General features: G+C 71.4%; 23 protein-coding genes and 1 riboswitch. Of the genes, 13 read left to right on the plus strand and 10 right to left on the minus strand.

The annotated features are described in order from the left end of the window. Positions 1 to 21: 21 nt before the first annotated feature. The 3 genes from ABZ272_RS17185 to ABZ272_RS17195 all read right to left on the minus strand — a co-directional run bounded on the left by ABZ272_RS17185 (position 22) and on the right by ABZ272_RS17195 (position 3746). Positions 22 to 1041 carry a GNAT family N-acetyltransferase gene (locus ABZ272_RS17185; protein ID WP_355050904.1) on the minus strand — a complete coding sequence of 340 codons (1020 nt, stop codon included), beginning with the start codon at positions 1039 to 1041 and terminating at the stop codon, positions 22 to 24. A gap of 236 nt (positions 1042 to 1277) precedes the next feature. After that, entirely contained in the window at positions 1278 to 2564 is a 1287-nt protein-coding gene (gene thrC, locus ABZ272_RS17190; RefSeq protein WP_355050905.1) for a threonine synthase, read from the minus strand. Positions 2565 to 2574: 10 nt separating this feature from the next. Then, positions 2575 to 2710, minus strand: a riboswitch (SAM riboswitch). A gap of 67 nt (positions 2711 to 2777) precedes the next feature. Then, on the minus strand, positions 2778 to 3746 hold the full coding sequence (locus ABZ272_RS17195) for a DMT family transporter (protein ID WP_355050906.1): 969 nt from the start codon (positions 3744 to 3746) through the stop codon (positions 2778 to 2780). 91 nt (positions 3747 to 3837) lie between these two features. On the opposite strand from ABZ272_RS17195, the gene ABZ272_RS17200 reads away from it, so the two are divergent. Next, complete coding sequence (locus tag ABZ272_RS17200; protein WP_355050907.1) at positions 3838 to 4143, plus strand: metalloregulator ArsR/SmtB family transcription factor; 306 nt, start codon at positions 3838 to 3840, stop codon at positions 4141 to 4143. A gap of 66 nt (positions 4144 to 4209) precedes the next feature. On the opposite strand, the gene ABZ272_RS17205 is transcribed toward ABZ272_RS17200, so the two are convergent. Next, positions 4210 to 4659, minus strand: coding sequence for a DoxX family protein (locus ABZ272_RS17205; protein WP_355050908.1), 450 nt, complete (start codon positions 4657 to 4659; stop codon positions 4210 to 4212). Positions 4660 to 5042: 383 nt separating this feature from the next. Here ABZ272_RS17205 and ABZ272_RS17210 point away from each other — a divergent pair, with 383 nt between their 5' ends. Beyond that, on the plus strand, positions 5043 to 5306 hold the full coding sequence (locus tag ABZ272_RS17210; protein ID WP_355050909.1) for a hypothetical protein: 264 nt from the start codon (positions 5043 to 5045) through the stop codon (positions 5304 to 5306). Positions 5307 to 5371: 65 nt separating this feature from the next. Here the strand turns inward: ABZ272_RS17210 and ABZ272_RS17215 are convergent, their stop codons facing one another. After that, entirely contained in the window at positions 5372 to 5794 is a 423-nt protein-coding gene (locus tag ABZ272_RS17215) for a hypothetical protein (RefSeq protein ID WP_355050910.1), read from the minus strand. Positions 5795 to 5839: 45 nt separating this feature from the next. After that, positions 5840 to 6070 (minus strand): winged helix-turn-helix domain-containing protein, encoded by a 231-nt coding sequence (locus ABZ272_RS17220; RefSeq protein WP_355050911.1) that lies wholly within the window; start codon positions 6068 to 6070, stop codon positions 5840 to 5842. Positions 6071 to 6215: 145 nt separating this feature from the next. Between ABZ272_RS17220 and ABZ272_RS17225 the strand changes: the two genes are divergently transcribed. Both ABZ272_RS17225 and ABZ272_RS17230 read left to right on the plus strand, forming a co-directional pair. Then, positions 6216 to 6854: a hypothetical protein gene (locus tag ABZ272_RS17225; RefSeq protein WP_355050912.1), complete on the plus strand. Its 639-nt coding sequence runs from the start codon at positions 6216 to 6218 to the stop codon at positions 6852 to 6854. Beyond that, on the plus strand, positions 6851 to 7555 hold the full coding sequence (locus ABZ272_RS17230; protein WP_355050913.1) for a hypothetical protein: 705 nt from the start codon (positions 6851 to 6853) through the stop codon (positions 7553 to 7555). The genes ABZ272_RS17225 and ABZ272_RS17230 overlap by 4 nt, the downstream gene beginning before the upstream one ends. Before the next feature lie 3 nt (positions 7556 to 7558). Here ABZ272_RS17230 and ABZ272_RS17235 read toward each other — a convergent pair whose 3' ends face one another. Together ABZ272_RS17235 and ABZ272_RS17240 are read right to left on the minus strand one after the other, a co-directional pair. Then, positions 7559 to 7795: a winged helix-turn-helix domain-containing protein gene (locus ABZ272_RS17235; RefSeq protein ID WP_355050914.1), complete on the minus strand. Its 237-nt coding sequence runs from the start codon at positions 7793 to 7795 to the stop codon at positions 7559 to 7561. A gap of 35 nt (positions 7796 to 7830) precedes the next feature. Beyond that, entirely contained in the window at positions 7831 to 8064 is a 234-nt protein-coding gene (locus tag ABZ272_RS17240; RefSeq protein WP_355050915.1) for a winged helix-turn-helix domain-containing protein, read from the minus strand. A 250-nt stretch (positions 8065 to 8314) separates the two neighbouring features. On the opposite strand from ABZ272_RS17240, the gene ABZ272_RS17245 reads away from it, so the two are divergent. The 3 genes from ABZ272_RS17245 to ABZ272_RS17255 all read left to right on the plus strand — a co-directional run bounded on the left by ABZ272_RS17245 (position 8315) and on the right by ABZ272_RS17255 (position 9999). After that, complete coding sequence (locus ABZ272_RS17245) at positions 8315 to 8818, plus strand: hypothetical protein (RefSeq protein ID WP_355050916.1); 504 nt, start codon at positions 8315 to 8317, stop codon at positions 8816 to 8818. 43 nt (positions 8819 to 8861) lie between these two features. Then, positions 8862 to 9140 carry a hypothetical protein gene (locus tag ABZ272_RS17250; protein ID WP_355050917.1) on the plus strand — a complete coding sequence of 93 codons (279 nt, stop codon included), beginning with the start codon at positions 8862 to 8864 and terminating at the stop codon, positions 9138 to 9140. Positions 9141 to 9390: 250 nt separating this feature from the next. Then, positions 9391 to 9999, plus strand: a complete 609-nt coding sequence (locus ABZ272_RS17255; RefSeq protein ID WP_355050918.1) for a DUF4232 domain-containing protein — start codon at positions 9391 to 9393, stop codon at positions 9997 to 9999. Here the strand turns inward: ABZ272_RS17255 and ABZ272_RS17260 are convergent. After that, positions 9989 to 10855, minus strand: a complete 867-nt coding sequence (locus tag ABZ272_RS17260; RefSeq protein ID WP_355050919.1) for an ABC transporter permease subunit — start codon at positions 10853 to 10855, stop codon at positions 9989 to 9991. The genes ABZ272_RS17255 and ABZ272_RS17260 overlap by 11 nt on opposite strands. Beyond that, positions 10855 to 13719, minus strand: coding sequence for an alpha/beta fold hydrolase (locus tag ABZ272_RS17265; RefSeq protein ID WP_355050920.1), 2865 nt, complete (start codon positions 13717 to 13719; stop codon positions 10855 to 10857). Before ABZ272_RS17265 ends, ABZ272_RS17260 begins: the two co-directional genes overlap by 1 nt. Before the next feature lie 374 nt (positions 13720 to 14093). Between ABZ272_RS17265 and ABZ272_RS17270 the strand changes: the two genes are divergently transcribed. The 6 genes from ABZ272_RS17270 to ABZ272_RS17295 are packed head-to-tail and all read left to right on the plus strand — an operon-like array spanning position 14094 to position 20185. Further along, entirely contained in the window at positions 14094 to 15266 is a 1173-nt protein-coding gene (locus ABZ272_RS17270) for a hypothetical protein (RefSeq protein ID WP_355050921.1), read from the plus strand. Beyond that, positions 15253 to 17955: a nitrate- and nitrite sensing domain-containing protein gene (locus ABZ272_RS17275; RefSeq protein WP_355050922.1), complete on the plus strand. Its 2703-nt coding sequence runs from the start codon at positions 15253 to 15255 to the stop codon at positions 17953 to 17955. Before ABZ272_RS17270 ends, ABZ272_RS17275 begins: the two co-directional genes overlap by 14 nt. Continuing rightward, on the plus strand, positions 17952 to 18425 hold the full coding sequence (locus ABZ272_RS17280; protein ID WP_355050923.1) for a roadblock/LC7 domain-containing protein: 474 nt from the start codon (positions 17952 to 17954) through the stop codon (positions 18423 to 18425). Before ABZ272_RS17275 ends, ABZ272_RS17280 begins: the two co-directional genes overlap by 4 nt. Next, positions 18422 to 18904, plus strand: a complete 483-nt coding sequence (locus ABZ272_RS17285; RefSeq protein ID WP_355050924.1) for a DUF742 domain-containing protein — start codon at positions 18422 to 18424, stop codon at positions 18902 to 18904. Before ABZ272_RS17280 ends, ABZ272_RS17285 begins: the two co-directional genes overlap by 4 nt. Then, positions 18882 to 19637 (plus strand): ATP/GTP-binding protein, encoded by a 756-nt coding sequence (locus tag ABZ272_RS17290; RefSeq protein WP_355050925.1) that lies wholly within the window; start codon positions 18882 to 18884, stop codon positions 19635 to 19637. Before ABZ272_RS17285 ends, ABZ272_RS17290 begins: the two co-directional genes overlap by 23 nt. Positions 19638 to 19675: 38 nt before the next feature. Then, positions 19676 to 20185, plus strand: a complete 510-nt coding sequence (locus ABZ272_RS17295) for a hypothetical protein (RefSeq protein ID WP_355050926.1) — start codon at positions 19676 to 19678, stop codon at positions 20183 to 20185. The last annotated feature ends 4 nt before the right edge of the window (positions 20186 to 20189 follow it).

Here is a 20189-nt window from a genome sequence, read left to right on the forward strand (position 1 = left end):
AACAGTAGCGGCGGATACCCGTCACAGGGTGAGCTGCCAGTTGTCCCAGGCGTCCACCGGGCGGAACCCGAGCTGCTCGTTGATCGCCACCATGTAGCTGTTGCTCGCCGCGTTCCAGGTGTCGATGACGCGTACGGCGGGCTCGTGGGTCAGCAGGTGGTGCAGGTTCTCGGCCTTGGCGATGAGGCCCAGCCGGTGACCGCGGTGGGCCGGGTCGACGAGGGTGATCTGCTGGTACGAATGCCAGTCCGTAGAGGCGCCCACGTCGAGCAGGGTCCAGGCGACCAGCCGGCCGGACGCCTCGTGTCGCATGGCGAGGTGGTAGCGCCGTCGACCCCGGGCGTCGAGGGCGCGCTCGTTGCCCCGGATGCGCTCGGCGTCGACCTGCTCCGGCTCCCACTGCACGTCGCCCATGGGCGCGTCCATCAGCAGCCGGCCGTCCAGGTAGGCGATGTCCGTTAGGTACTCCGCCGGGGTGGGACCCTGCCAGGAGACGGACCGGTAGCCCTCGGCGCGGGGCTGGGCCTCGGCCAGCGCCGCTCGCAGGGCGATCCGGTCGATGTCGGCGATGGCCAGCCGGCGGCGCACCTCGGCCAGCGCGGAGTGCGCGCCCATCGCGGTGGCGAACGCCGCGCCCGCCGCCGGTCGGGCCGGACCGCCGGGTAGCGCGGCGACAGCCATGGCGACGACCCGCTTGCGGTCGTGTTGACGCAGCAGGCGTACCCCGTACTCGTGCAGGGCCCGACCGACGCCCCGGCGGCGCAGGTCCGGACGGACCGTCAGCTCGGCGGTGGCGTTGTCGGTGTTGTCGAGCTGCGGCAGGTCGAGCTGAAGGTAACCGGCGGGCACCCCGTCCAGTCGGGCCAGCGCCCAGAGGGAACGGGTGCCGGGCATCGGGGTGTGGAACTGGGCGTCGAAGCGTTGCCGGCAGGACGGCGGGAAGTCGGGCAGGTCGGCCTCGGTGGCCGCCGCTCCGATCCGGTACGCCTCGTCGACCGCGGTCCGGTCGGTGCCGTCGAACGGCGCGATCGTGATGCTCATGTGGGCGAGCCTGGCAGGTGCAAAAGCGACAGGGCCAGCGAATTTTCGCTGGCCCTGTCGGACGTGGTCGGGAGGGACATTCGCACAACGCCTCCGGCGTTGGGTCGCAAGAACTTCAAAAGTCTTCGGCGAAATGCCCTCCCGCACGGAGCATCTTGCGCCGTCCGGTTCCTGCCGTCAAGTCCTGAGCGGCGGGTTTTCCACACTCACAGCGAAAATCCAGTCACCCGGTGGATTCAGCCGAGCAGACCGGCGTCGCGGGCGGCACGCAGGGACGGCTTGATCTGGTGGGTCGGGCCGACCTGGGCGGCCACCGCGTCGATCGTCTTCAGACCTTCGCCGGTGTTGAAGATGACCGTCTCCGCCGTGGGGTCGAGCCGGCCGGACTCGACCAGCTTGCGCAGCACCGCCGCGGTGACGCCGCCCGCCGTCTCGGCGAACACCCCGGTCGTACGGGCCAGGTCGCGGATGCCGGCGCGGATCTCGTCGTCGTCGGCGTACTCCATCCACCCGCCGGTGCGGCGCACCGCCTCCAGGGCGTAGAGGCCGGCGGCCGGGTCGCCGATGTTGAGCGACTTGGCGATGCCGGTGGGCTTGACCGGGATGATCGTGTCGGTGTCGGCGTGCAGGGCCGTCGCGATCGGGTTGCAGCCGGCCGACTGCGCCCCGAACACCTTCCAACCGCCCGCCGGGGCCTCGACCAGGCCGATCTCGACCAGCTCGGAGAACGCCTTGTCAATCTTGGTGAGCAGTTCGCCGCTGGCCATCGGGATGACCACCTGGGCGGGGATGCGCCAGCCGAGCTGCTCGGCCACCTCGTACCCGAGGGTCTTGGAGCCTTCCGCGTAGTACGGCCGGACGTTCACGTTGACGAACGCCGTGTCCTCGAACTCGTCGGTCTCCACCAGTTCGCCGCAGAGCCGGTTGACGTCGTCGTACGAGCCGTCTATGGCGACCAGTTCGCCGCCGTACACGGCGGTGGTGATGACCTTGCCCTGCTCCAGGTCGCAGGGGATGAAGACGATCGAGGGCACACCGGCGCGGGCGGCGTGCGCGGCCACCGAGTTGGCCAGGTTGCCGGTGGAGGCGCAGGCGAACCGGCTGAACCCGAGCGCCTTCGCGGCGGTCAGCGCCACCGAGACGACGCGGTCCTTGAACGAGTGGGTCGGGTTGGCGCTGTCGTCCTTGACCCAGAGCGGCGCGGTGATGCCCAGCTCGGCGGCGAGGTGCGGCGCCGCCACCAGCGGGGTCAGCCCCGGGTCGAGGGTGACCCGGGTGGCCGGGTCCTGCCCGGCTGGTAGCAGCGCGGCGTACCGCCAGATGTTGTTCGGGCCGGCCTCGATCTGCTCGCGGGTGACCGTGGCGAGGGCCGCGGTGTCGTAGTCGACTTCCAGCGGGCCGAAACACTCGTAACAGGCGTGCTGGGCGGCGAGCGGGTAGCGGGCCGAACAGGCGCGGCAGACGAGGGCGCGGGCGGGGCTGGCGGAGGTGTCGATGCCGGAGGCGGCGAGCGTCGACGTCATGTCGAGAGTCCTCTCATCTTTCCCCGCATCGCACGGTGCGGCGGGGACGGAATTGGCACCTGCCCCGCGGGTCGCTCAGCGGTGAGCGCGCGGGGTGGTTGCCGGGGCGTCGTCGGGCCGTATCCCTCAGCCCCTCTGGATGAGGTATGCAGTTGTGCCGTCGAGTCTAGGCAACGTTGCCCGGCGCCTCCACCGGGCATCCCAGCCAGTGGGTCAGCGGGCGGCCATCGCCACCGGGTCGACCACCGCGACGGGATCGGTGACCGCCGTCGACCGAGGCGGCGACGAGGGCCGGGGCCGGGTGCGCGCCGCGAGGTTCGCGGCGACCAGGGCGGCGATGGTGATCGCCGCGCCGACCAGTTCGACGCCGTCCGGCCGGTAGCCACGGGCGATCTGCACGACGAACGTGGTCACCGGGACGAGGTTCATGAACAGGGCGGCGTTGGCCGCGCCCAGCCGCTGCACACCGGTGTTCCAGGCCAGCACCGCGACGACGGCGGCGACGAGCACGGCGTACGCCAGTTGGGGGGTGACCGCCACCAGGTCGGCGGCGGCCGGCGCGTGCTGCCACCCGACGGCGTCGGCGCCGATGCTGGCAGCCAGCATGGCGGCCGTGCCGGCGAGCGCGGTCAGCGTGGTGAAGCGCAGCGGTGACCAGGCGCCGAACCGGGTCGCGCCGTGGGTGTAGATGGCCCAGCCGAGCACCGCGCCGATCATCATGAGGCCGCCGAGACCGAACTGGCCGAGCCCGGCCAGGCTCCCGCGCGTGATCACCAGTCCGACGCCGAGGAGCGCCACCAGGGAGAGGGCCAGCAGGAAGGGCCTCGGCCGTACGCCGTCCCGGGCCCACCGGACCAGTTGGGTGATGATCGGGGTGGTCGCGACAAACAGGGAGATCTGCTGCGGGGCGGCGTGTTCGAGCGCCAGGTTGGTGAGCAGGTTGAAGCCGGCGAAGCCGACGACACCCAGCACCACCACCTCGACTCCCCGACCGCCGAGGCGCAGCGCGGCAGACCCCTCGCGGAGCAGCAGGATGCCGACCAGGATGACGGCGGCGAACAGATAGCGGGCGGTGGTCAGGTTGAGCGGGTCGACCCTCGCCAGCGCGGTGGCCAGGATCGGGAACATCGCACCCCAGGCGAGCGCGGCGAGCAGCGGGTAGGCGGCGGCGCGGGATCGCATCGTCAGCTCCAATGTTCGAGTATCTTCGAACCAACGACACCGACCTTAGGGTGTTGTTCGATCGTTGTCGAACAAGGGTTAGACTGGTCACATGGAGCCGCACGAACCCGACCTGACCGCCGTACCGGTCACCGCCGTACTGGCCGCGCTCGCCGACGACGTGCGGTTGCAGATCGTCCGGGCGCTCGCCGAGGGCGGCGAGGCGGCCTGTGGCAGCTTCGACTTCGGCGTCTCCAAGGCGACCCGCAGCCACCACCTGAAGGTGCTGCGCGAGGCCGGCCTGACCCGTACCCGGGCCGCCGGCACGAGCCGCCTGGTCCGACTGCGCCGCGACGAGGTGGACAAGCTCTACCCCGGCCTGCTGGACGCGGTCCTCACTCCCCGCCCTGCGGCCTGACCCGTCCACGCACGCGTCGCCGGAGCCGACACGCCGAGGCTCCGACGACGCGCGTTACGGGTGCGGTCAGGCGTTCACCGGGCTGGGCTCGGCCATCGACGGCGCAGGCGCGTCGGCGCGACGCTTGAAGAGAAACGCGTCGAGCGCCCACGGGCCCGAGCCGAGCGTCGCGACCAGCAGGAACGACCAGCAGAAGAGGGCTGCCAGCTCACCGCCGTTGCGCAGCGGCAGCAGGTCGTCGGGCTGGTGCACGACGAAGTAGGCGTACGCCATCGAGCCGGACGCGAGAAGCGCGGCGGGTCGGGCGAAGAGCCCGACCAGCACCAGCGCGCCGCAGATGAGCTGGATCAGGGCGGCCCACCAGCCCGGCCAGGTGCCGAGCGGTACCGCCTTGCCGGTCATCGGGTTGCCGCCGAACAACCCGAAGACCGACGAGAGGCCGTGCAGCGTGAACAGCAGGCCGATCACGATGCGGAACAGGGACAGGGTCGGCCCGCCGAGCCGAGAGACGTTCATGGAGACCTCCATCGAAGGGGATAGATCCCTTCCATGGTGGGGCCTCAAGGCATCGATGTTAATAAATTCCTTGCTAGTGGGAAAATCCCCGTCGGGAGCACCCAGAGCGCGATAACTAAGGCTGCACTTGCCCTAATTTGATCCGCCGACGGCGGCGACCCTCGCGCATTGGGAGCGCTCCCGAGCCCTCAACGTACCGGCTGGCGTGGTACCCGTACACCCTGTCGAGCTGCCCCAAAAATGGGGCACGCGCTGCTGCCGAGGGGGCGCGGGGCCGCCGCCTCGACCTGGCAGCCGGGACTGCGGCAGCGCGCAGATGTCGGATAGTGTCCGCTCCGACACGCGGCGCGACCTCGCTTCGCATCGAAGTTCGGGAGGCGCGCATGGCGAGCATCGAGGAAGTCAAGGCGGCGCTTGCACAGGCTGCGGAGCAAGGAAACGCCACCCAGCAGCAGATTCGCGCCGCCGTCGAGGCAACCGAGCAGACCGTGGCGAGACTTCGGGCTGTGGCCGCCGGCACCGGACACCCCGCGCTGGCCGAAGCGATCGCCCGCGCCGAGCAGGGCAAGCAACGCCTCGTGGAGGCGATGACCCTGCTCCAGGGCAGTTCGCAGGCCGCCCGAAACTACATGAGCGTCCTCGGGTAGACGGCGGCTACAGCATCTCGAGCCGGTTGTGTGCGCCGATCACACGCGGGGCGCGGGCTCAGGCGCTAGTCCCGCGATGCGAGGTCGGCTGCCTCTGAGAGCAGGGCGTCTAGCGCGGGGTCGGCAAGACCTTCTTCAGTGAAGATCTTCTGGACCGTCGCTGCCTGGATCCGTCCGATCATTTCGGGGCTGACCGTGTAGTCAAGCGAGGGGTCGATGGTTGCCAGGATCAACGACTCAGCGTCGTCGGCTCGGATCTCAGGGCCGCCCTCGTACTGGGCTCGCAACTCTGCGACAAACTTGATCACTCCGGCCCGGTCTGCGGTCTCGCCAAATCGCCGGTCGACCGCCACGAAGAACAGAGCCGCAAGGAAGCGGGGGAAGCCATCCCAGCCCTCGGCATCGAGTCGGGCGCCGACGGACTCGTTGGCAGCGTAGTCACTCCGGATCATCGTCCGGACGTACTCGATCAGGTCAGACTTGATCATCACTGCTCCGAGTATTGAGCGCGTATCGCGACCCCGGGCTGAAATCTACTCAGCCACAAAGACGCCCAACCCCTGATGCCCGTACAACTCCCCGGTCTCGATCAAGATCGTGATGGATTGCCGGACAGTCGACTGACTGCCGACGTTGTACAGCTCTGCCAACTCCTTGGTCGAGGGCAGTTTGTGTCCAGGCGGCCACTCGCCGCCGGCGATGCGCCTCCTGATGTCGGCGATGATCCGCCGGTAGTGCGGCTCGAACCTCCCAGATGCGGGCATGCGAGGTGCCTCCCAGCTACGTAGCGCTGCAGGGCTGACCGACGACCATGGCGCACCCCTCGCCGGTACTACCGGTCCTGAAAGGACTGACCCAGAGTGCGGTTTTCGATAGTGTCAGCGGACCGCAGCACCGGAGGGACGATCCATGCCTCGCGTCATTATCCCAGTGGGCTTCAGCCTCGGTCCGCAACACAGGTACGTGCGGCCAGCCGACCCAATGCCCGAGTCATGGGAGGTCCACCTCGGCGGCGACATGCTTGAGCTGACCGAGGATGAGGTCGGTGTCTACGGTGCCGCCTTCCTCGATGTCGAGGGTCATTCGAAGCTGCAAGTTGATCGAGACCGCCTGATCAAGGCGTTGGTGACAGCCCCGAAGCCTCAGCCAAACGCCGCCCGGATCGTCGACAGACTGATCGGGCGCGGTCTGTTGTTGGAGTTCGACCCCGAAGGCCCGCTGGAAGATCTCTTTCGGCGATACCGCCTCTTCCCAACGGCCGAGGGGATGGGCTCGACACCGGAGGAACCCGAATACCACCGCATGGGCCACCAGGACCGCGCCCTGCTCGCCGTGCACAACACCCCGTACACCATGTGGGCGTTCTCTTTCCTGCACCCGAACCTCTGGGCCGCTTGCGAGTACCTGTCCGCTGCTGACGAAGCAGATTCGAGAGCCGACGACGAGACGAGACCGGAACCAGCGGGAGTGGCGAGGGAAGTCGCTCTCAACCTGCCGATGATGGTCGCCACACAGTGCGCGTTCCTGGACCCAGTCGTAGTGCTGTGAACTATCGCCGACGGCACAATCAGCGCCAGACCATCGAGTCCTCTTTTCTCCGCAACTGGCGATTTGAGCTGCCAAGGGAGGCACTGGGTAAGGCAGCGGAGTGGAGCGGCGCCGCCGCTGGTCTGTTGGCGGCGGCAGCCGCGACCAGGCAAGGCCTTGCACTGCCGTCTTCGGTTGTCTCCGCTGGCGGCTTGATGATCGGGGCAACGGTAGGAATTGTCGCCAAGGCTGCCGTGAGTGCCGGCCTGGATACGTTGAAAAGCCGCCGCCAGCAGGTTGAAGACGGCTCGACCGCCCAGCATGATGATCGGCAGTCGGATGCAACGCCTGACGGCCACACCATCCGTTTGATTCGGCCCGGTATTCCGTCACGATCCTGGAGGCGCGGCCCATCGTTGGGTCGCCGCTCAGCGGGGATGAGGGGCATCCACAGAGTTCAGGCCGTCAGCGCCGGTAGCGTCATAACCGAGATGGATCGCATCATCGCCACAATGGATCGGACTCATCACGATCTGGTTGGCGCCATGGATCGCATCAACAGCAATCATGCCTGGTTGATGACGGTGCTAGCCGGAGCAAACCCCTCGCTACTACAGCAGATCAACGGGCAGTTGAGCGGCGCCCGCCGCGCGGTAGAAGAGGCGTGCACCATGCTTCGCACCTCAAAGGACAGCCTGCGGGCCTACACACGCACGATCTAGCCGTCATGGCTTGTCCGCGTTCCGCTCCTGGACATACACGCCACGCCCCGGTGCGCCGACAACGATGCCCCGGTCACGCAGGAGCGCAACGGCGCGGGCCGCAGTCGAGAACGACACCGAGTAGAGGTTGGCGAGCTGGGTGTAGGACGGCAGCTTGGTGCCCGGCTCATACTCGCCGGCCTTAATGCGAGCGGCTATGTCCGCAGCGATGTCGACGTAGCTTGGTGGGATCGCAGGCATGGGCAGGTCCTCCCGGATCGGTGCCGCCCTCTGCTCTACGCCGTCTCGGACTTCTCGGCGACGTAGGTGCCCTTGCCCTGGTGCCCCTCCACCAAGCCGCGCTCGCGGAGAATCCGCAGCGCCTGCTGGGCCGTCGTGACACTGATCTTGTACTGCTCGGCCAGTTGCGCGTAGGTGGGCAGCTTGTCACCAGGCGCGAGCTCGCCCGCGTTGATCTGCGCGGTGATGGCGTCCACGACGCGGATGTAGTCGGCAATGCGGTTGGGCATCAGATAGCACTCCTCGCTCGGCCCAACCATTGCAACACGCCAACTTAGTTACCTACAACTTCGATGTTGACTTAGATAACTTAGACACCTACTGTCGGAGCTGCGAACCTCCTCGCTCGGCAGCAGGAGTTTCGTCCCTCCGGGTGTACGCCCGGACTGCCGGGGCAGCGCGCAAGGCGGCTCGGATGTCCCCCATCCAGGCTGGTCGTCGCGCTGCCCCGGCAACCACAGATCCGAGAGGAGGCCCACCGTGACCGTGACCGAAGCGAGCGCCGCCTGGGAGGTCGAGCAGGTGGCCGGCGAGCTGCGCGAGACGTACCTCGCAGTGGCCGCCGCGACCGTCCTGTTGGAGCGGACCAGCGCCGGCTGTGCCCATCCGGCGATCCGGCACGCGCGGCGTCGCGGAGACGACGCGCTCGACCTGGCCGCTGACGCGGAACGGCAGCTCAGCGACGGTGTGAGCCGGCTACGTACAGCGGCCGGCCAGCCCAGCATCGGCGACCTGGTCGAGGTGCTGGACACCGCCCGCGACCAGTTCGGTGCCGCCGCCGCGCGGGTCGGTCAGCTTCCGGCGCGGATCACCACGGCTCGGCAGCAGCTCACCGACGCCGGCCAACCCGACCTGGCCGCCGAGACAGCGAGTGGGCAGTGGTCCCGGGCCGCCGAACAGCTCGACCTGATGGCCGAGAGCCTCACAGCGGCAGTGGAGGCGCTCAGGTCTTACATCGAAGGGTTGTCCGGAGCGACCACCTGACGCCGGGCCCAGGACCGGTGCCGCCCGAGCCAAGGGAAGAACCATGACGGAGTACGAGGTACCGCCACGCTGGATCGTGCACCTACCCACAACGCTGACAAGCGTCGGCGGCGCGCGGGCGCTGGCCGAGGCGCTGCGCGACTCACTCGGCCACGTCACCGCCATCGACTTCGGTGAAACGACGTTGAGCGAGGAGGACCGTCAATTCGTGCGGACCCGGGTCTGGTGCGACCGTCGTCTTCCCGGTGGCGCCCGCTGCGCCCTGCCCGCCGACCACCCCGAGGGGCTGTGCGAGCCGGACGGCGACGTCCCAGATGGTTGAGCTGCGCAGCACTTTGGTCCCCATCGTGCAGATCGTGCGGCGGGTACTTGCGAGGGAGATGACCGAAGCAACTACTAACTCAGAGTTAGTAGTTCGGACGGAGGCTCGCGTCAGGTACATCCGCACAACATCAGGGTTGTTGCTGGCTCCTGCGCGTCGGAAGCAGCAACAACAGGGAAGTTGTGCGGATCTTGACAGGGGCGCGGGGCGCGGGGTGCGATGGGACGCGCCCGTGGGCGAGGATCGGAGGATGATCTTCCAGAACGCCGTTGGGCGACGGGTCGGCGCGGCGACCATGCTGGTTCTCGCGCTCAGTGCCTGCGTGCCGCGCGATCACGCGGGGCAGGGCGGCGACCCCACCGGTCCCCCGCCCAAGGTCACGACCGCGCCCAGCGTGAGTCCGTCGGCCAGCGTCGAGCCGGTGGCCGCGTGCCCGCCGTCCGGCGTCCGGATCCGCTCGACCGGCGGGGACGCGGCGATGGGGCTGCGCGCCCTGGGCGTCGAGCTGGTCAACTGCGGCGACCGCCCGTACCGGCTCAACGGGTACCCGACGGTGTGGGTCCTCGACGAGCAGCGCAAGCCGATCATCCTGGCCGTGGTGAACTGGGCGAAGGACATCACGTCGGGCTTCGACCAGCCGCCGCAGCCGATCACGCTGCAAAAAGGCGAACGGGCCGTCGCCTCCGTCCTCTGGCGCAACCTGGTCACCGACTCGACGGTGGTCGCCACCGACGGGGCGTACCTGTCGGTGGCTCCCGCCGCCGGTCAGCAGGCACAGGACGTCGACCCGGACGGCCCGGTCGACGTGGGCAACACCGGGCGGATCGGCGTCAGCGCCTGGCGGATGCCTACGACGTGATGTCCTTGCGGGTGAAGCGCCAGAACGCCAACCCCCAGAACAGCGTCGCGTAGCTGATCGCCGAGATGGTGCCGCGTACCACGTCGTCGGTCTGCACCGGTGTGGAGAGCAGTCCCAGCCAGGCGGTGCTGAAGTGGGTGGGCAGGAAGTCCCGCAGCCCGCCCAGGGCGGTGATCTGGTCCAGGATGCTGGACAGGATCCACAGCAGGACCGCGCCGCCGACCGCGCCCAGCGCGGCGTCCGTCGTCACCGACAGCAGGAACGCCAGGCCGGCCACCACCAGGAGTACGACCGCCAGGTAGCCGAGCACGGCCAGCAGCCGGAGCAGCCCCTCCCCCGGCTCCAGCTCGGCCGCGACCGTGCTGCGCAGCGGCGACCAGCCGTAGCGCAGGGTGCCCGCGAGCAGGGCGGTGCCGGCCAACAACACCAGGGCCAGACCCGAGTACGCGAGCGCGACCACCAGCTTCACCGTCAACAGCCGTGCCCGGGGCACCGGGATCGCCAGCAGGTAGCGCAGGCTCCCCCAGCTCGCCTCGCTGGCCACCGTGTCGCCGCAGAACAGCGCGACGACCACCACCAGCAGGAACGACGCCGACACGAAGATCGAGAAGAGGGTGAAGTTGAGCCCGCCCGAGGTGGCCAGGTCGACGAGGCTGGCGAACTCGTTGTTGCCGTTGTCGTCGTCACCACCGGAGTTGAACTGGAAGGCGATCAGGATGATCAGCGGCAGCAGCACCATGAACCCGAGCGCCAACTGGGTCCGCCGCCGGGACGCCTGCCGGCGGAACTCCGCCGCGAAGGGCAGGGTGGCCGACGGCCGGTAGCCCCGGGCCTCGCCCGCGTCGACAACAGCCATCACCGGTCACCGCTTCCCCGAGAGTTCTCGCCCACCAGGGCGAGGAACGCGTCTTCCAGGCGTCGCCGGGGCACCACCCGGTCCACCCCGATGCCGGCGCGCACCAGCTCGGCCACCACCTCGCTGCGGGCCGTGCCGTTGGTGTCGACGACCAGCTGCCCGTCGCTCTCCGGCAGCACCCGTACGCCGTGCAGCCGGTCCAGCACCGCCCGCGCCGCCGCCGGGTCGGTGACGTCGAACAGCACGCTCGGCGACTCGCCCACGATCTCCTGGACCGGCCCGGAGGCCACGATCCGGCCCTTGTTGACCACCACGGCGTGCGTGCAGGTCTGCTCCACCTCGGCCAGCAGGTGACTGGAGACCAGCACCGCCCGCCCGTCGGTGGCGTACCGCTGCAGGACCCGGCGCATCTCGGCGATCTGCGGCGGGTCGAGCCCGTCGGTCGGCTCGTCCAGCACCAGCAACTCGGGTAGGCCCAGCATGGCCTGGGCGATGGCGAGCCGCTGGCGCATGCCGTGGCTGTAGTTCTTGATCTTCCGGTGCACCGAGTCGCCCAGACCGGCGATCTCCAACGCCTCGTCGAAGTGCGCGTCCTCGGCCGGTCGCCCGGTGGCCCGCCAGTACGCCCGCAGGTTCGCCAGGCCGGAGAGGTGCGGCAGGAATCCCGGCCCCTCCACGAGCGCGCCGATGCGGGACAGCACCGGCGAGCCGGGCACCAGCCGACGGCCGAACACGTAGATCTCCCCGGCGGTCGGCTGGGTCAGCCCCATCAGCACCCGCAGGGTGGTGGTCTTGCCCGCGCCGTTGGGTCCCAGCAGGCCCACCACCTGACCCGGGTGCACCTCGAAGTCCACGTTCGACACCGCCACGAACCCATCCGCGTACTCCTTGCGCAGCGCGCGCACGGCCAGCGGCGTGTCCGCGTACTCCGGATGCACCGAGCGGTCCTGGCGGCGATGCCGGCGGCGGACGACGGCGACGACCACGACGAGCCCGATCAGGATGGCGGCGAGCAGGCCGGCGAGCACCCAGCGCCAGACGGTCGCCGCGGTGGGGATCGGCTCGCCGTCGACCGTGGGCAGGCTGACCGCGCCGTCCGCGGCCACCGTGTAGACGGTGGGCGCGGCGGGGGTGGTGTACGCCTGGTCGGAGCTGGCGACCACCAGGCGCAGCCGGTGCCCCGCCTCGATCCGGCGGACGATCCCGGGCAACGTCACGGTGACCGGGCGGGCGTCCTGCACCCGCTGCGGCAGGCCGGTGAGGCGGATCGGCGCGACCAGACCGTTCGGCAGGGTCGCCGCGCCGTCCTTGTCGACGTCGTACAGCTTGACGAAGAGGACCGCCTCCCCGGTCGGCGAGGCGGCCCGCACGGTCACCGTGGGCGCACCGGCCACGTCGACCGCCTCGGTCAGCGGCGTCGACTCGAAGCGCGCGTGCTGGCCGGGCACGTCGCCGGCCACCCCGTCGAGCAGCGAGGCGAGGCCGCCGGCGAACGGAATCGAGGAGATGGCGGCCGGGTTGCCGTTCGGCGGGTTCGCGATCGGCTGCGCCGGACCGGCGACCGCCACCTCCCGGCGGGCGTTGCCGGCCAGGCCGGGGTAGTCGGCGCGGCGGAAACCGGTGGCGACCAGACCCCGGTCCAGCGCGTCGAACCCGGCGATCCGGGACCAGGTGAAGTCGTCGCCGGGCGCGTCGCCGTCGCCCTTGACGTAGTGGTCGAGCCACTGGATGGTCAGGAACTTCACCCGGTCCTCGTCCGAGCGCGGTCCACTGCCGCCGTCGTGCCCGCCGGTGAACCAGGCGACCCGCACCGGGGTACCGGCGGCGGCGATCCCCCGGGCGTTCGCGTCCGCCTCGCCGAGCGGAAAGAGCGTGTCGGCCTCGCCCTGCACCAGCAGGGTGGGCGCCTTGATCCGGTCCAGCACACCGGCCGGGCTGGACCGGCGCAGCAGGTCGACGGCCGCCTGGTCGGCCCGGCCCGCGGTGGCGATCCGCAGGTACGCGGCGCACACGTCGGCCGCGAACCGCCCGCAGGACGGGTCGGCGGCACCGGCCGGTAGGCCACCGGGCGCGGTTCCGGGACCCGCGCCCGGCCCCGGACTCGGCGGACCGGCGGACGCCGGCGCTCCCTCCGGCTGGGCGGCGGTCGTGCCGGCGAGCCCGGCCGGGCCGCTGCCCACGTTGCCGCCGCCGCCGAAGAAGAGGCCGGCCCAGCCCTTCTTGAACACGCCCTCGGTCGGCGCCCCGCCGGTGCTCTCCGGCAGGAAGGCGCGGGACAGGTCGTTCCAGGTGATCATGGGGACGATCGCGTCCACCCGCCGGTCCTGGGCGGCCAGCAACAGCGCCAGGCCGCCGCCGTACGAGCCGCCGACCACGCCGACCTTCGGGTCGCCGGGGGCGTCGGTCCGCACCTCGGGCCGGGCGGCCAGCCAGTCCAGCAGCCGCTGGGCGTCGCGCACCTCGTAGTCCGGGTTGTCCAGGTGAATCTCGCCGCCGCTGCGGCCGAAGCCCCGCGCGGTCCAGGTGAGCACCGCGTAGCCGCGTCCGGCGAACTCCTCCGCGTCCGAGCGCACCGACTCCTTCGTGCCGCCGAAGCCGTGCGCCAGCAGGACCGCGGGGACCTTCCGGCCGGACGACGCGCCGGACGGAAGGTACAGGGTGGTGTCCAGGTCCACGGGGGCGTCGCCGGACGGTCCGGAGCGGACGGTGAGCATCGCGCTCTGGGTGCGTACGTCCGATCCCTGCGGCCACACCGCCCAGGTCACGGCGGCAGCCAGCAGCACGACGACCGCCGCGGCGGCGATCGCGCGGCGGCGGGTGGGCAGGGCACGCCGGAACCACGCGGCCGGCGACGGCGATCTCATGCGGCACACGGTACGGCTCGCAGCCTGAGCGTTGGCTGAGATCCGCCGTACGTCCGTCCGGTTGCCCCGATCGGTGATCAGGTCCGGTGCGACCGAGCATCAGGCATGGCGGGCCAGTGAGTTGAGTTCGGATCCCGTGAATTCCGATCTTTCGCGGATATCACCCTCGATGCCTTCATGTCACACCAACGAATCGGACAGAGCGTGCCCGGAACCCTGACGAACGGTGACATCGCTCGAACTGACGCAAACCTGACTCGTCGCAACCGGCCAGCTCGCCTGGGGGTTCGATTAGTTTTCCGGTCCGGTGGACGGGACTTGTCGGCGAACCCGACACCGCGCCGATCCCCGCCCGACGCCGGAGGAGACACACCATGACAGTCCCCGCGCCGCGGGCCCGTCGACGAACGTCCATGCTCGGCCGATCGCTGCCGTTGCTGCTCATCGTCGCGCTGCTCGCGCCGGTCGGCACGCTCTTCGCGTCCACCTGGCGACACACCAGCGACGACCGGAGCCTCGCCGACCGGGAACGGCTCGGCGTGGAGTACCTCCGCGCGCTGGCCCCGGTCACCGAGACACTGGTGGAGGCCCAAACCACCGCCGTCGCCGGCCGTCCCGTCCCGGGCGAGCCCCTGACCCGCGCCGTCGAGCAGGCCGCCGCGGTGGACGCCCGCATCGGCGGAGAACTGCGCACGCAGGAACGGTGGGCCGGGCTGCGGGCCAAACTGGAGGCGCTGCGCGACCGCAGCCCCGCCGACCCGGAGGCCGCCTACACCGCGTACGGCGAGGTCACCGACCTGCTGCTCGCCCTGCACCGCAAGGTCCGGGAGAGCTCGGGGCTGGGCCGTGACCCGGGCGCCGACTCGTTCTTCCTTCAGGACAGCGCCGGCCAGGAGCTGCCCGAGGCGGTGGTGGGCGCCGGCCGGCTCGCCGACCTGGGTGTGCTCGCCGCTCGACGACCGGCCGCCGAACGGCCCCGGAGCCTGATGGAGATGACCGGCCTACGGGTGGCCGCCCTGGCACCCGCGACCGAGGTGGTCGACAACCTGCGTTCCGCCGTGGACAACTCGGAGAGCACCGACCTGGGCGCCAACGTGCTGACCCCGCTCGACGCCTACCAGCGGTCGGTGGAGGCGATGGCCCTGTACTCGACGCCCAGCGCCTCCGGGGCGGTGGACCAGGGCCAACTGGCCGCCACCGCGCTCAACTCGCGCAACGCCGCCCGGCAGCTTCAGCCCGTCATCCTCGGCGAGCTGGACACCCTGCTCACCGAGCGGATCGACGGGTTGGCCCGGGACCGGTGGCTGGCCGCCGGGGCGGCCGGAGTGGCCGCGCTGGTGCTGATCTGGCTCGCCGTACTGCTGATCGCCGCCGACCGGCGGACCCGCCGACGAGCCGCCACACCGGACGCCACGACCCCGGCCACCCCGCCGCCCGGCGACCCCTGGCAACCACCGGCCGCGACCGACCTCCGACCGCTGCAACCGGTGGGCGCGGCCCACGAGCCGGTCGCCGAGCAGTGGGGGCCCTTCGATGCTGCTCGCTAGGCTCCGGATCCGCGGGAAGCTCGCGCTGCTCGTGGTGATTCCCCTGCTGAGCATGGTCGGCCTCGCGGTTCCCGTGGTGCTCGACCGGGTGGCCGCCGCCCAACGCGCCGCCGACATCACCGACCAGGTACGGCTCGCCAGCCGGGTCGGCAGCCTCGTCCAGGACCTCCAGCAGGAGCGCATCCTGTCGATCGGCTTCCTCCTCGGCCGGGTCGAACGCTCCGAAGTGATCCGCAAGGCGGCCGACGTGGACGACCGGGTTGCCGACCTGCGGGCCGACGGCGGCGACGCGCTGACCGAGCAGGTCGACCACGCGCTCAACGGGGTGTCCCGGCTGGGTGACCTGCGCAGGGCGGTACTGGCCCGCACCGCGAACCCCGGCCAGGTGATGGACGCCTTCGGCCCGGTCAACCGCGAGCTGATCGGGTCGCTCCGGTTGGTCTTCAGTGTGGACACCGAGACGTTGCCCGGCCGCCAGGTGCTCGCCCTGGACGGGCTACTCCGCGCCGACGAGGGCATCGGCTCCTGCGCCACGCTGAGCATCCTCGTCAAGGCGATCGGCACCCCGGACACCACCGCCGGCTACGTGGCGTGCATCGCGGCCCTCCAGGTCGACAACGCGCGCTTCCGCAGCCTGATCACGCCCGAGCAGCTCAAGGTGGCCCAGCTCAACGACGCCGCCGTGGCCGCGCGTACCAGTCCCGACTTCCTGATCACCAGCGCCCGGGACCCGGCCGGGGCGGTCCGCGACGTGCCGATGGAAGCGCTTTTCCCGGCCGTCCGCACGATGATCCGGCTCGGTCAGTTCGTCGAGAAGAAGATCGTCGCCGACGTTCTCGCCGAGGTGAAGGCCGACCAGCGCCGCGCGCTCACCGCCGCCTACCTGGTAGCTGGCGCGGCGGCGCTGATCCTGGCGCTGGTGGTGCTGCTCAGCGCGGCGGTGGCGCGTACGGTGGCCCGACCGCTGACCCAGCTCACCCGCTCCGCCGACCGGGTCGCCCGGGTCGCGGAGGCGGAGCTGGTCCGGGTGACCGACGACGAGGCGGAGAGCGCCCAGTCGGTCCGGTTGCAGCCGGTGGTCATCTCCTCCAGCGACGAGATCGGTGACCTGGCCCGGGCGTTCGACCGGGTGCAGAACACCGCCGCCCAGTTGGTCGAGCGGCAGATCGCCGGCCGGCGCAACGTGGCGCAGATGTTCGGGCACGTCGGACGGCGTACCCAGAACCTGGTGAGCCGGCAGCTCGCGCTGATCGACCGGCTGGAGCAGCAGGAGGCCGACGCGGGCCGGTTGGAGCACCTGTACCGGCTCGACCACATCTCCAGCCGGCTGCGGCGCAACGCCGGCAGCCTCGTGGTGCTCTCCGGATCGGCCGGCGCCGACGCGCACACCGCGCCGGTTCCGCTGGCCGACGTGGTCCGGTTGGCGCTCGGCGAGATCGAGGACTACACCCGCGTCGACGTGCAGGTACCGGCGGGTGTCGCCGCCGCGCCGGCCGTCATCGGTGACCTCGTCCTGGCACTGGCCGAGCTGATGGAGAACGCGACGGTCTTCTCCCCGCCGCACACCCGGGTCGTGGTGACCGGCGAGACGTCCGGGCTGGGCGCCCGGATCACCGTCGTGGACCACGGGATCGGCATGAGCGAGCAGCGGCTCGCCGAGGAGAACGCCCGGCTCACCCGGCGGGAACGTCTCGACCTCGCGCCGACCGAGGTGCTCGGCCTCTTCGTGGTGGGCCGGCTGGCTCGCCGCCACGGCTGGGAGGTGCGTCTCGCGGCCACCGTCGGCGGCGGCGTGACCGCCCAGGTGGAGATTCCCCAGGCATCACTGGTGCTGCGTCGCGCCGACCGGGCCGGGGCGACGGTCGCCCGGGCCGCCGTACCGGACCGGGGACGACGGCTGGCTCTCGACTCCACCCGGGGCGCTCGTGCCCGGGGCGCCGTCGCCGCGCCGGCCGTCGCCGCGCCGGCCGCCGCCGCACCGGCCGTCGCCGCAGCCGCCGCCGCGGTGCCATCGTCCGGCTTCGACACGGACCTGCTCAGCCGGGCCACCCGCAGCCTGGAGTCCGGCGAGTCCTGGGACGCCTTCGGCGCTCGGGAGTCGGCGGACGCCGCCGCGACCGCCCGTACGACACCGCAACCCGTCGCCGCCGCGCAGAGCGCCACCACGACCGGGACGTCCGCCGGCCCGCGAATCCGGCAGCGGGTGCCCGGCGCGAGCCTCGCCGCGACCGCCGCACCCACCCGGCCGGTCGACGCCACCAGCGCCGACCCGGACGCCGCCCGCGCGCTGGTCGAGGCGTTCCAGTCCGGCGTACGCCGGGCCGAGTCGAGCGCCCCACCCGCCGACGGTCCCGGCGGGAACTGGTCGATGCGGACGGTCACCGACCCGCCCGCCAGCGCGGGGCCCACGGCGGCGGATTCCGGCGCTACCGTCGACCTGCCCACCACCCCGGGCGGCTTCGGCCCGACCGTGGCGGACACCGGCGGCACCAACCGGGGCCGTCCCCGGCTGAGCCGGCGCGTGCCCGGCGCGAACCTGACGGTCTCACCGCCCAACCCACCAGCCAGCCCGCAGCTCGGCGACCCGGCCGAGGTGCGCAACCTCATCACCGAGTTCGAGGCGGGCGTCGCCCGCGCTCTCCGCGAAGTCAGCCCAGATCGTCGGAACGAAGAAGGATCATCACGGTGACCAGCCCCTTCCTGCACGACAACGTCGACCAGACCCAGCCGGCCGCCGCCGGGGACCTCAGCCCCGAGGCCCGCACGTTCAACTGGCTGCTGGACTCCTTCACCTCCAGCACCGCCGGGGTGTTGGAGGCGATCGCGGTCTCCTCGGACGGGCTGCTGATGGCGATGTCCGCCATCAAGGACCGCTCCAACGCGGAACGTCTGGCCGCCGTGGTCTCCGGCATGACCAGCCTCGCCGGGGGCGCGGCCAGTTGGTACGCGCTCGGCGGCCTCAACCGGGTGATCGTCGACATGGCCGACGGATACCTGTTGATCAGCGCCATCAGCAGCGGTTCCGTGTTGGGTGTCGTCGCCGACCGCTCGGCGAACCTGGGCACCGTCGCGTACGAGATGACGCTCTTCGCCGGCCGGGCCGGCGGCGCGCTCACCCCGCGCCTTATCGCCGAGCTGAAGAACGCCGTTCAGCAGTGACTCCCGACGTCGCCGGCGAGGATCCGGACCCGGAGCCCGGGGTACGGATCCGCCCCTACCTGCGCACGCCGCACCCGGGTGGGGGCGGCGCGTCGGCGGCGCCGGAGCCGACGCCGGCTCCGGACGACAGTGGCCCGGCCGGTCTACGGCCGTTCGTGCTCACCGCCGGGCGGGTGGCCGGCGCGGATCCGGCGATCGGACTCGAGACGCAGGTGACCCGCTCCGACGTCGCCAGGTGGACGGGCACGCCGGTCAGCCTGCTGGCGCCGGAGCTTCAGGCGATCATCGCGCTCTGCGCCGAACCGATCTCGGTGGCCGAGATCTCCGCCCGGGCCCGGCTGCAGTTCGGCGTGACCCGGGTGCTGGTGGGCGACCTGCGCGCCGCCGGGCACCTGGACGTGCACATCACCGACGCCAACGACGCCTACGACCCCGACCTCATCCTGCGAGTGATTGATGGACTTCGTGCGATCTCCTGAATGGCCGGTCGCCCCGATCGGGGGTCTCGCCGGCAACAGCGCCACCGCCCGCTACGGCGCGGCCGCGGGCACTCCGCCGGCGTCCGGGCGGGCCAGTGCGCCACCGCCGACCGGGCCGCCGCCTCCGTACCGGCCGCCGGCCGACACGGGACCGACCAGCCGTCCGTCGGCCGCGCCACCCGTACCGGTCAAGATCCTCGTCGCCGGTGGGTTCGGGGTGGGCAAGACCACCACGGTCGGCGCGATCTCCGAGATCGCGCCGCTGACCACCGAGGCCGAGATGACCAGCGCCGGCATCGGCGTGGACGACCCGGGCGTACGGTCGAACAAGACCACGACGACGGTGGCGATGGACTTCGGCTGTGTGACGATCGACCGCAGCCTGAAGCTCTACCTGTTCGGCACCCCAGGGCAGTCCCGCTTCGGCTTCATGTGGGACGACCTCGCCCGGGGCGCGCTCGGCGCGCTCGTGGTCGTCGACAGCGCACGCCTTGACGACTGCTTCCCGGCGATCGACTTCTTCGAGCGGGCCGGTCTGCCGTTCGTGGTGGGGGTCAACGCGTTCGACGGGCGACTGGCACTGGAACTCGGCGAGATCCGCTGGGCGCTGGCCATCGGCGACCACGTACCCCTGGTGCAGTTCGACGCCCGGGACCGACTCTCGGTGCGGGACGCCCTGCTGGTCGTCCTGGACCGCGCGTTGGACCGGGCCACCCGGGACAGGAAGGCCTGAGCCGACCGGCTCCGGCCGTGGCGGGAAGGGGTGATCTGGTGAGGGGCGACCTGGACGAGACGCTGGCCCGGCTGGCCCGGCGCGAGGAGGCGCTGCGCCGGCGGGCCGACGACCGCGACGGCACCACGCCACCGCCGGGCCCGACCGCCGCGCCGGGCGTCACCGCGCCGGCCCGCAACGCCGGGCCGGCCCGGCACGCGGAACGACACGACCCCGCCGACGACGCCGGGTGGGGGCCGGTCGAGGAGGTGACCGAGGCGGTACGCCAGGTCGTCGGCGCGTACCCCGGGCTGGCGGTGACCGTCCGGGTGGAGCACGACGGTCGGATGTACCCGCTGCGGGTCTCCTGGGACGGCCCGGACGTGACGGTCGGCCCGGAGCCGCCGGCGGCCCCGGTGGAACCCCCGCCGTCCTGGCCGCTCTCCGGGCGGACGGTCCCGGCGTGGGCGCCCGGCCCGGACGGGTTGACGCCGGACCCGGCGGCCCGCCTGGCGGAGTTGATCCGGCGCGACCCGTCGCTGCTGGACGAGTTGGATCCGCGGCGCTGAACCG

It is taken from the genome of Micromonospora sp. NPDC005979, assembly GCF_040614415.1.
Lineage (GTDB): Bacteria > Actinomycetota > Actinomycetes > Mycobacteriales > Micromonosporaceae > Micromonospora.

Bases quoted from the DNA above. Each gene is read 5' to 3' on its own strand.
- ABZ272_RS17200 (WP_355050907.1), top strand. From the start codon at position 3,838: ATGGAGCCGCACGAACCCGACCTGACCGCCGTACCGGTCACCGCCGTA.
- ABZ272_RS17260 (WP_355050919.1), bottom strand. From the start codon at position 10,855: ATGGCTGTTGTCGACGCGGGCGAGGCCCGGGGCTACCGGCCGTCGGCC.
- ABZ272_RS17290 (WP_355050925.1), top strand. From the start codon at position 18,882: ATGGACTTCGTGCGATCTCCTGAATGGCCGGTCGCCCCGATCGGGGGT.
- ABZ272_RS17255 (WP_355050918.1), top strand. From the start codon at position 9,391: ATGATCTTCCAGAACGCCGTTGGGCGACGGGTCGGCGCGGCGACCATG.
- ABZ272_RS17205 (WP_355050908.1), bottom strand. From the start codon at position 4,659: ATGAACGTCTCTCGGCTCGGCGGGCCGACCCTGTCCCTGTTCCGCATC.
- ABZ272_RS17240 (WP_355050915.1), bottom strand. From the start codon at position 8,064: ATGCCCAACCGCATTGCCGACTACATCCGCGTCGTGGACGCCATCACC.
- ABZ272_RS17210 (WP_355050909.1), top strand. From the start codon at position 5,043: ATGGCGAGCATCGAGGAAGTCAAGGCGGCGCTTGCACAGGCTGCGGAG.
- ABZ272_RS17225 (WP_355050912.1), top strand. From the start codon at position 6,216: ATGCCTCGCGTCATTATCCCAGTGGGCTTCAGCCTCGGTCCGCAACAC.
- ABZ272_RS17275 (WP_355050922.1), top strand. From the start codon at position 15,253: ATGCTGCTCGCTAGGCTCCGGATCCGCGGGAAGCTCGCGCTGCTCGTG.
- ABZ272_RS17265 (WP_355050920.1), bottom strand. From the start codon at position 13,719: ATGAGATCGCCGTCGCCGGCCGCGTGGTTCCGGCGTGCCCTGCCCACC.
- thrC (WP_355050905.1), bottom strand. From the start codon at position 2,564: ATGACGTCGACGCTCGCCGCCTCCGGCATCGACACCTCCGCCAGCCCC.
- ABZ272_RS17250 (WP_355050917.1), top strand. From the start codon at position 8,862: ATGACGGAGTACGAGGTACCGCCACGCTGGATCGTGCACCTACCCACA.
- ABZ272_RS17220 (WP_355050911.1), bottom strand. From the start codon at position 6,070: ATGCCCGCATCTGGGAGGTTCGAGCCGCACTACCGGCGGATCATCGCC.
- ABZ272_RS17235 (WP_355050914.1), bottom strand. From the start codon at position 7,795: ATGCCTGCGATCCCACCAAGCTACGTCGACATCGCTGCGGACATAGCC.
- ABZ272_RS17185 (WP_355050904.1), bottom strand. From the start codon at position 1,041: ATGAGCATCACGATCGCGCCGTTCGACGGCACCGACCGGACCGCGGTC.
- ABZ272_RS17195 (WP_355050906.1), bottom strand. From the start codon at position 3,746: ATGCGATCCCGCGCCGCCGCCTACCCGCTGCTCGCCGCGCTCGCCTGG.
- ABZ272_RS17270 (WP_355050921.1), top strand. From the start codon at position 14,094: ATGACAGTCCCCGCGCCGCGGGCCCGTCGACGAACGTCCATGCTCGGC.
- ABZ272_RS17215 (WP_355050910.1), bottom strand. From the start codon at position 5,794: ATGATCAAGTCTGACCTGATCGAGTACGTCCGGACGATGATCCGGAGT.